The sequence below is a fragment of the Verrucomicrobiia bacterium genome (genome assembly GCA_035460805.1).
Taxonomy (GTDB): Bacteria; Patescibacteriota; UBA1384; order CAILIB01; family CAILIB01; genus DATHWI01.
This window is the reverse complement of sequence record DATHWI010000034.1, coordinates 1-8,140: the sequence shown is the minus strand read 5'-3', so window position 1 is coordinate 8,140 and position 8,140 is coordinate 1. Positions and strand designations below refer to the sequence as shown.

Annotated in this window: 8 protein-coding genes; all 8 read left to right on the top strand. The window is 54.0% G+C overall.

All coding sequences use genetic code 11. From position 1 onward, the window contains the following. The first annotated feature begins 121 nt into the window (after positions 1-121). The 8 genes from VLA04_01170 to VLA04_01135 all read left to right on the top strand — a co-directional run bounded on the left by VLA04_01170 (position 122) and on the right by VLA04_01135 (position 8,044). Positions 122-739 carry a TerD family protein gene (locus VLA04_01170; GenBank protein HSI20307.1) on the top strand — a complete coding sequence of 206 codons (618 nt, stop codon included), beginning with the start codon at positions 122-124 and terminating at the stop codon, positions 737-739. 18 nt (positions 740-757) lie between these two features. Then, the gene (locus VLA04_01165) at positions 758-1,951 is read left to right on the top strand and encodes a hypothetical protein (GenBank protein HSI20306.1); all 1,194 of its coding nucleotides are present in this window, start codon (positions 758-760) and stop codon (positions 1,949-1,951) included. Between the two features lie 18 nt (positions 1,952-1,969). After that, a complete protein-coding gene (locus VLA04_01160) occupies positions 1,970-2,752 on the top strand; it encodes a VWA domain-containing protein (protein ID HSI20305.1) in 783 nt (260 codons plus the stop codon). Positions 2,753-2,861: 109 nt separating this feature from the next. After that, positions 2,862-3,659, top strand: a complete 798-nt coding sequence (locus VLA04_01155) for an exodeoxyribonuclease III (protein HSI20304.1) — start codon at positions 2,862-2,864, stop codon at positions 3,657-3,659. Continuing rightward, positions 3,656-5,968: a helicase-related protein gene (locus VLA04_01150; GenBank protein ID HSI20303.1), complete on the top strand. Its 2,313-nt coding sequence runs from the start codon at positions 3,656-3,658 to the stop codon at positions 5,966-5,968. The genes VLA04_01155 and VLA04_01150 overlap by 4 nt, the downstream gene beginning before the upstream one ends. Before the next feature lie 26 nt (positions 5,969-5,994). Then, on the top strand, positions 5,995-6,654 hold the full coding sequence (locus tag VLA04_01145) for a M15 family metallopeptidase (protein ID HSI20302.1): 660 nt from the start codon (positions 5,995-5,997) through the stop codon (positions 6,652-6,654). A gap of 1 nt (position 6,655) precedes the next feature. Further along, a complete protein-coding gene (locus tag VLA04_01140) occupies positions 6,656-7,408 on the top strand; it encodes a sulfite exporter TauE/SafE family protein (GenBank protein HSI20301.1) in 753 nt (250 codons plus the stop codon). Between the two features lie 69 nt (positions 7,409-7,477). Then, the gene (locus VLA04_01135) at positions 7,478-8,044 is read left to right on the top strand and encodes a DUF4287 domain-containing protein (protein HSI20300.1); all 567 of its coding nucleotides are present in this window, start codon (positions 7,478-7,480) and stop codon (positions 8,042-8,044) included. The last annotated feature ends 96 nt before the right edge of the window (positions 8,045-8,140 follow it).

Here is an 8,140-nt window from a genome sequence, read left to right as displayed (position 1 = left end):
CTCCTCATGCTCGGACAAAGTGTTCAACCCAACTCGGCGCTTCGGCGTTGAGTCAACTCGTTAGGTTACGGTATGCCCGCGTGTGGGCACCAAAAATCACGCAAGGATTCAGAAAAACAAAATGCCTCTAGAACTTGATCTGACCAAAAAGGGCGAAACGCCCAAGAAGCTTTCGCTCAACCTCAGCAAGCCCGCCCGTTTTACGGTCGAGCTCTACTGGGATTCCGAACACGACCTCGATGGGCATGCGCTGCTCTGCACGAACGACGGCTCTGGCGCTAAGGCGTCCACGCTCGACCATGTGTGTAGCACGTACAATTGCGTGAAGACCAACGATCAAGGCGTGCTGCCGGTTAACGCCGACGGCAAGTCGTTCTCCACGGTCGAAGGTGCCCTGACGCATAGCGGCGACGCACGCAACGGGCAGATTGCTGACGTGGATGAGATCATCACGATCGATGGCGCCAAGGTGCCGGCAGGTATCAACGAGATTCCAATCTTCGTTACGATCCACCCGCATAAGGCGGCAACGTTCGCAGAGGTCAAGACTGCCGGCATCCGCATTAAGGATGACGGCGGCAGGATCCTCGGCGACTACGAGCTGACGGCCAACTTTGCGCAGTTCGACGCTGTCCAGATGGGGACGCTCACGCTGGATCCGTCCACCGGTTGGGTTTATACCCCGATCGGCGTTGGATTCAACGGCGACTTCAAGTACATCCTGGAAAACTTCTCCTAAGGAGGAGGGGTGACAATTATGCCTGAGGAATCAGAAACGAAAACCTCGGGCGTAACACCTGGGGAACGGAAAGTCACTGTTATCGGAGGAGGACAAAAACCACCTGAACCAAAGCCAGAAGCTCCACCAGAGCGGAAGGTTACGGTGATAGGTGGGGGTTCTCCTCCCTCTCAACCTTTTGCAAAGCCGGCTGACGCTTCACAAGAGCGAAAGCCGACCGTTATCGGAGGAGGACAAAAACCACCTGAACCAAAGCCAGAAGCTCCACCGGAGCGGAAGGTCACGGTGATGGGCGGTAGTAAGCCAGTTGAGACACCAAAAGTGTCACAGCCCGCCTCACCTCCAACGGCTATTCCTCCCAGGACTGCACCCACACAACCTACTCCCGTGAAAACCATGCCTGTCAAACAGGCAACGGCCATCGCAGGTGAGGTGAGAAAAGGTGTGGAAGTGACAAGGGAGGAGCTACTCAAGTATGAGCCCGGCACACCGCCGGACGTGCTTGAGGAGGCACAGCGCATTCTGAAAGGAGTAATAATCAAGCTTCTCACCGACGCTAAAGGCGTACAGTGGGGAGATGAGCGCCAGCGTGCATACGGCGAGCTGACTGAAAAGTCACTGAAGCTTGTCGGATTAAAGCAGGCGCAGGATAGCGGGAGACATCTCACCCGCCTCTTTACCCTCCTGAACGAGATTAATGAAGCACTGAGCAAAAAGCCCGCCAAGGGATTGTTCCGTAAGCTGAATGATCCGCGCGAAGAATTTGACGAGCGAAAACCAGAGCTGGATCAGCTTAGGGGATTGCTCGAGCAAGCGTTGCCCGAAATAGCCAAAGCGGAAGCGGAACTTCTCGCACTGGCAGACGAGTTTAACAAGCTCGCCATTGCCATTGATGCTGAGAGTCTCGCAGCTCGCTACCTGGCCGACAAGCTTGTCGATAAGGATAAAACTCGATTAATCCAAGCCTTGGAAGATAGGGGTGCCAGTCTTACAAAGACTGCTGCCAACATCAGACACGGCATGGTGGTGCGGGCTCAGGCGGAGAGCAATCTCCGAATTCTGAAACTGCAGATTACCGAAGGAGTGCGAAATGCACTTCCTGGTTGGATCGAGAGTGTGATCATCGTTTTCCAGCAGCCGATACCTACGGAAACAGACCTTTACGGTTTGCGGGCAGGTCTCGGCGACATTTTGCAACGCCTCACGAAATGAGGAAGAGAGAGAAAATAAATGCCATTAAAAGTTGATTTGAGCAAAATGGAGGAGAGTAAGAATAAACTCAGCCTCTCACTCAAGAAGCGTGGCGGCACGCTCAGGGTTCCCTCGGCCGAAGTTGGATTCGTCATTGACGTCTCCGGTTCGTATGATGATGAGCATCGGGATGGTCTAACTAATGACCTCCTGGTGCGACTCACCCCTTGGGCCATGGTCTTCGACCCCGACCAACAGGCGGATGTCTTCACGTTCAGCAATGGTGCTGCTCATGCGCACCACGTTGGTATGGTCACCCCGGCAACGGTGGAGGGCTATGTAGCGAAGAACATCATCGGCAAGGTTCCCGGCTACGGCTATGGAACCGACTACTCCTACGTCACCCGACTGACTCTCCAGCACTTTGGTTGGGTCGCAGCTGGTTCTGCTCCGCAGAAGTCAGGCGGCCTCCTGGGTGGGATGTTCAATCGGGGCGGTAGCGCGCCAGCTGCGACTGCGGCTCCTACGGGCGCAGGTCGCAAGACGCTCATCCTGTTCAATACGGACGGCGCCAGTAGCGACGAGGGTCAGATGGAAGCTCTGCTTCAGGAGATGCAAGATAAGAACTACGGTGTCTACATCATGTTCATCGGTGTCTCCAACCAGGGCGGGGGTTTCCCCTTCCTTAAGCGCATGGCCGACAAGTTCGACAACTGCGGCCTGACCGTCATTCGTGACGTCAAGGCGTGGGTGCAGAAGACCGACGAAGAGATCAACGACGAGCTCATCACCGACGAGCTCGTCAAATGGATGATGGCCTAACCGCCGGATTCCCAAATAACGAAGCGCCACAGAAATGTGGCGCTTTTTTCATACCCAAAATTCCCGCTACCTCATGGGCGGCTAGGGAAACATCTGGTACCGTAAACATATGAAACTCTACTCTTGGAACGTAAACGGCATTCGTGCCGTCCTCCGCAAAGACGCTTTTTTGCCCTTCATTAAACAGGAAGACCCAGACGTGCTCTGCCTGCAGGAAACCAAAGCCCAGCCCGGTGAGGCCGTTTTTGACTTGCCTGACTACAAGGAGTACTGGAATTCTGCCGTTAAGAAGGGTTACTCCGGCACAGCTATCTACAGTAAAACGGAGCCACTCGCGGTGATCCCGGGTATTCCCCAGGAGATCCAGGACAAGTACGGCATGGGCGATGACGGGCATGGTGACCCTAATACCGAAGGACGTGTACTTGCTGCGGAATACGACCAGTTCTACTTAGTCACCGTGTACACACCTAATTCCAAGGACGACCTAAGCCGTATCCCGCTCCGCCATCAGCACTGGGACCCCGCCTTCCTTGAATACTGCCAACTTCTGGAAAAGAAAAAGCCAGTGGTTATGTGTGGTGATTTTAACGTGGCACACACGGAACTTGACCTTACCCATCCCAAGGCTAACAAAGGCAAAAAGGGCTTCACTGCAGAAGAGCGGGCAGGCTTCCAAGCCTTTATTGACGCCGGTTTTGTAGACACCCTTCGTCTCTTCAAAGAAGGCAATGGGTACTACACGTGGTGGAGCCATTTTGCCAACGCCCGGGAACGGAACGTGGGTTGGCGGATCGATTACTTCCTTGTGTCCGCTGCGCTTAAAGACAAGGTTGTGGCGGCAGATATCCATCCAGCTGTCATGGGTTCTGACCACTGTCCGGTGAGTATTACGCTGGACCTATGAATGAGTTTGATGACGGGATAGAGCAGCTCAAGGTTGCGCTTTCCGTCCATGCGGACAAGCTGCCCATTGCTGATTACCGGCAGCAGATTTTGGATTCGGTTGATGCTAACCAAGTGACAATCCTGACCGCGGAAACGGGGGCAGGGAAGAGCACGCAAGTTCCGCAGTACTTGGCAGAACACGGCTACAAAAAAGTGATTGTGACCCAGCCGCGCATCTTGGCTGCACGAAATCTTTCACTAAGGGTGCGTGAGGAATGGGTAGAGCGCCATGGGCACAAAGAGCGGCATCATGTTGGCTACCGCACAGCCCACGAACGCGATGACACTGACGAGAATGTGATTCTCTACTGTACGGATGGCTTGCAGTTGGTCCGTGAAGTAGCGGGTGAGGGCGCTGGTGACCATCAGGTTTTAGTGTTGGATGAAATCCATGAGTGGAACCAGAACATGGAGGTGCTTATTGCTTGGTCCAAGAAGCGTTGCCAAGAGGACGCCAGCTTCAAGGTAGTAGTAATGAGTGCCACTATTGATGCCGTAAGTTTGGCTGGGTATTACAATGCACCTGCACCCATTACGGTACCTGGGCGCAGCCACCCTATTACCATGGGACGGGCAGACGACTTGTTGGAAGAAGTGGAGCGCCACCTATTACTGGGTGGGCGCAACATTTTGGTGTTCTTGCCAGGAAAGTCGGAGATAGAAAGCATTGCGGACCGTCTCGCGGCTTTGGCAGGGTCCAAAGACGTGCCCGTACTTCCGCTGCACAGCCAGTTAGAAGCGGCGGAGCAGCAGCTGGCGTTTGCTTCGTATCCAAACGGCAAGGTTGTCCTTTCCACCAATATTGCACAGACTAGCGTGACTATTGATGATATCGACACTGTTATTGATTCTGGGCTTGAGCGGCGAATAGAAATTCATCACGGGATTGAAGGGCTATTCATTGCGCAAGTTTCCCGTGCAGACTGCCTACAGCGTGCAGGCCGGGCCGGACGTACTAAGGCGGGCGAATATATTCTTGCCGCCCTGGACCGCATGCCGTGCGCGTTCCTAGAAGAGCGGCCAGCTTATGCCATTCCGGAAATCCTTCGTACTCACCTGGACCGCCTCGTACTAAGGCTGGCGAGTGTTGGTATAGACATTGAGGAGCTGGAGTTTTTCCACACTCCTGGGATTGAGGCAATCCAGCAAGCCAAACAAACCCTGGTAACCCTGGGTGCCATGACAGTTGCGGGTGAGGTGACAGAAATTGGACATAAGATGGAGCGCTTCCCGGTGGAGTCCCGTTATGCCCGCATGTTGGTAGAAGTAGAAGACTTGCCCGCGGCCATGAAACTGAAGTTGGCCGTGATCATTGCGATCCAGGAAGTAGGCGGCATTATTCGTGGCGGCACCAAATACTTAGGTTGGCTGCAGTATGCTACGCACAATAAGTCTGACCTTTTGGCACATTACGATGTCTATTTGGCTCTGCCACAAATAGACCCCGAGCAGTATGAGGATTTAGGAATTGTGGCCAAAAGTGTGACCAAAGCCGCGGAAGTCATTGAGCGCCTAGCTGAAGACTTGGGTCTCCCCCTTACCGAGCTCTATCCAATTGATAAGGGTGAAGATGCCCTCCTAATGCGCTGCATTGTGGCGGGGCAAATTGACCAAGTCTGGGTGATGGCAGATGAGCGGAATGTCGTTTCCTTGCTTGGCGGGAAGAAGCGGGAGCTCTCTGGTGGTACGGTGGTGGCACGGAGCGGAATCATGACCGGCACTCCTTTTAACCTCGAGGTAGCCACTCCGCGCGGCTTGGAAACCCTCCACTTGGTGCAAGACCTTACAGTGGTTGACCCTATGTGGTTAGAGTCCGCTGCCCCACATCTCTTTAAAGCAACGCCAGGGAAGGTATTCTTTGATCCAAGCCAAGGCGGACTGGCCCGCCGCTGGCTAATCCGCTGCAATGGCAAGACAATTAAAGGTGCCAGCACGCCAGTTACGGAAAGTACCCCTCAGACGCGGCATCTTTTTGTAGAGCTTTGCGGTGCCTGGCTACATGGGCGGTTGGAGGAAGAGAGGAGAAATGTGCAGAAGGAGTCCGGTCAACGCATCCAAGCTGTTTCCCTGCACAAGGTGCAGGAACGGGTACGCGGCATTGCGGGTGGGGCGGTATCCCTCACGGAGCTCAGTATGCAGCAGTATACGGCGCTCAATAAGTTGGCCAGCTTGCGGTCGTACATGAGTGACTCATTCCTTGCCCGTCTCAAGGGATCCTCAAAAAAGAGTCGGCGGAAAAGTGGCCCAGCAAGGCAAAAGAGGCGGTAAGCCTCTGGTTTTGCTACAGTTACACCATGCAAGGAATAGGAGTCCCGGAGCCGCAACTGGCGCTCGACAAAATAAAGATCGTTGAGAACGGCGATCCTTTGGTGGATATCCGCACCATTACCGGGATAACCTTCAGGACAACCCCTGGCCATGAGGTGACACCATTCCTTCGTGCGCCTGTGGCCGAGATGCTGAGGAAGGCCTCCCTGCTCATTGACCCTGAATTCAGGTTGCATGTTTTCTCGGCTCACCGTGACCTTACAATGCAAAAGGCTATTTGGGACAGGCACTACGACCGGTACAAGCTGGCTCACCCCGAATGGCCAGAGCACATGCTCCGCCGGATGGTAAACCGGTACGTTGCACCCATAGATCACCCCGCCCCTCCTGGCCACTCCACAGGTGCTGCAGTAGATGTGGTGCTGCAACGGCATGACGGGTCGTTTGTGGATGTCATCCCGCCGGACATCGATGATTGGAGCTTTTCCCATACCTGGACAACCAAGATTGACCCAGTAACACGGGGCTACCGGATGCATTTGGTGGAAGCCATGCTTTCGGTTGGTTTTTCCAACTGCCGGGACGAGTACTGGCATTATTCCTGGGGTGATTCCGGATGGGCAGTACGGGTAGGTGAAACGCAGTGCCCGTACGGGGCAATTGACGCACCGGAAGGCTGGAAATAGCGTGGAGCACGTTACCCTTCTTGGCTTCGTCGGGCTTTTTGTCCTAAGCTTCCTCGTATCGCTCTACGCCACCATTGCTGGCGGTGCAGCCTTGGTCTTCATTCCACTCTTTACCCTGATGGGTATTCCTATTCTTCCTGCCATTGCCCATGTGCGGGTGGTCTCGGTTTTCCTTCAGCTAGTGAGCATTCTGGCTTTTCAACGCAAAAAGGTCATAGATTGGAAGGTCAGCATCTGGTCATCGTTATGGACGTTGCCTGCCTCTTTCCTAGGGGCCTTCCTTACGCTCCGTATGTCGGACGAAGTCCTGCGCTACCTTGCAGCTGCTTTCATGGCCGCTGCCCTGTTGGTTGTCCTCAAGATAAACCTCAAAGACTTGAAAAAGCGCCCGGTGAACCCGTACTTCTATGTGCTCATTGCTATTGGCAGCTTTTTACTGGGGATATATGGGGGCTTGTACGGTGCAGCCTTCAGTACTCTCCTTATGCTGCTCTACATTAGGCTGGGTGGTGAGAATGTCATTACTGCCTCCGCAAACGCGAGCGTTGTCACCTTGGTAATGTCTGTCGTGGTCTCGTATGCGTACATACGCAGCGGCCTTATTTCTTGGGGCTTTATCATCCCGTTGGTCGCAGGTGGCATCCTTGGTACGGTCATCGCGGTGGAACTGGCTGTAGAAAAGGGATCTGCCTGGATCAAGGTTGTACTGGCTACCGTTATCCTTCTCAGCCTCGTCAAACTGCTTTTTGCGTAAAGACGTTCGACGTGGGCGCGTAAAAATGGTACAAAGGCAGTACACGACCTCATAATTCTCCACAAACCTATGGCGGAAGAAGTAACGTCAGGATACCAATCCTACATCAACAACATCACTGCCAAAACCGGTAAGACAATGGATGACTTTCGGGCGCTTTATGCCAAAAAGCCAACGATGCGTCATGGGGAAATCATTACTTGGGTTAAAAAGGAGTTCGGCCTAGGCCATGGCCACGCCAACCTGGTAGCCCACGAAATTCTCCAACCGGGGCCAGGCAAATCTGACAAGTTGAAGTTAGACGAGCTCTTTAATGGGACTAAAGCAGTGTGGCGCAAGCCGTACGAGCAGCTTTTTGCGAAAGTCTCCCAGTTTGGGGAAGACGTCTCCGCTGACCCTACCAATAGCTACATCAGCCTGCTGAAGCATGAGCGGAAGTTTGCCATTGTGCAGCCCTCCTCTGCTGACAGTATGCACATTGGGGTCAAACTCAAAGGTGTGGAGCCTGAGGGACGCCTAGAACTTTCCGGTACTTGGAATGCCATGGTTACGCACCGCATCCGTATTACCAGCACCGAACATATCGATGACCAGGTGCTTGCTTGGATTCGCCAGTCTTACGACGCGGTTAACTAGGGTGCCATGCGCCGATACATTGCCTTCCTTCGCGGCATAAACGTTGGTGGCAACCGCGTGGTCAAAATGGAGGTGCTCCGCAAACTCTTTGAAGAG